The sequence below is a fragment of the Streptomyces prasinopilosus genome (assembly GCF_001419695.1).
In the GTDB taxonomy this organism is placed as follows: Bacteria; Actinomycetota; Actinomycetes; order Streptomycetales; family Streptomycetaceae; genus Streptomyces; species Streptomyces prasinopilosus.
Window position 1 is genome coordinate 1 of record NZ_LIRG01000915.1, and the last position, 1,311, is coordinate 1,311.

General features: G+C 68.0%; 1 protein-coding gene and 1 pseudogene. Both read right to left on the minus strand.

What is annotated here, in order from left to right; genetic code table 11:
- Nucleotides 1-731 (minus strand): alpha-amylase family glycosyl hydrolase (locus tag AOK18_RS28425; RefSeq protein WP_240503348.1); only part of this gene is annotated, 731 nt, incomplete at its 3' end.
- A pseudogene (locus AOK18_RS28430) lies at nucleotides 728-1,311 on the minus strand (alpha-1,4-glucan--maltose-1-phosphate maltosyltransferase); the annotation flags it as partial. The pseudogene AOK18_RS28430 and the gene AOK18_RS28425, both read right to left, overlap by 4 nt.

Sequence of the window (1,311 nt, forward strand, 5' to 3'; positions counted from 1 at the left end):
ACCCGCTTCAGGAAGGCGTGGGAGGCGGGCAGGTTCTCGCAGTTGGTGCCCTCAGCCGCGTACAGGTAGGGCACGGCGTCCAGCCGGAAACCGTCGATGCCCAGGTCCAGCCAGAAGCGCAGGGCTGCCAGGATCTCCTCCTGGACCCGCGGGTTCTCGTAGTTGAGGTCCGGCTGGTGCGAGAAGAAGCGGTGGAAGAAGTACTGCCCGCGGACCGGGTCGTAGGTCCAGTTGGAGGCCTCGGTGTCGACGAAGATGATCCGCGCGTCCGGATAGCCCTTGTCGTCGTCCGCCCACATGTAGAAGTCGCCGTAGGGGCCGCCGGGATCCACGCGGGACTCCTGGAACCACGGGTGCTGGTCGCTGGTGTGGTTCATGACGAAGTCGATGATCACGCGCATGCCCCGCTGGTGGGCGGCGTCCACGAACTCCACGAAGTCGGCGAGGTCGCCGAACTCGGGCAGCACCGCGGTGTAGTCGGCGACGTCGTAACCGCCGTCGCGCAGCGGGGACTTGAAGAAGGGGGGCAGCCAGAGGCAGTCGACGCCGAGCCACTGCAGGTAGTCGAGCTTGGCGGTCAGCCCTTTCAGGTCCCCGATGCCGTCGCCGTTGCTGTCCTGGAAGGAGCGGACGAGGACCTCGTAGAAGACGGCACGCTTGAACCAATCGGGGTCCCGGTCCCTGGCCGGGGTGTCCTCGAAGGTGTCCAGCACTGGTTCGTTGACGGTCATGACGCTCCTGGCCCTCCGGTTCGCGGTGCGGCGGGCGGTCGCTGGACGTGCAGGACGTGCGCGGGAGTTCGCCCCGGTTCCAGACGCACGTAGTTGGCCCTGCCCCAGTGGTAGGTCTCGCCGGTGAGTTCGTCGCGCACCGGGAACGACTCGTGCCGGTCCAGGCCGAGTTGCGGCATGTCCAGCGAGACGGTCGCCTCCCGGGTGTGGTGGGGGTCGAGGTTGGCCACCACCAGGACGGCGTCCGCTCCGCTGCGCTTGCTGTACGCGATGACCGAGTCGTTGTCGGTGTGGTGGAAACGGAGGTTCCTGAGCGCTCGCAGTGCGGGGTGTTCCCGGCGGATGGTGTTGAGGCGGGTGATCAGGGGGGCGATGCTGCGGCCCTCGCGTTCGGCGGCCTCCCAGTCGCGGGGGGTGAGCTGGTACTTCTCGGAGTCCAGGTACTCCTCCGAGCCCTCGCGCAGCGCGGTGTTCTCGCACAGTTCGTAGCCGCTGTAGATGCCCCAGGAGGGGGAGAGGGTGGCGGCCAGCACGGCACGGACCTCGAAGGCGGGACGCCCGCCGTGCTGGAGGTAGGCGT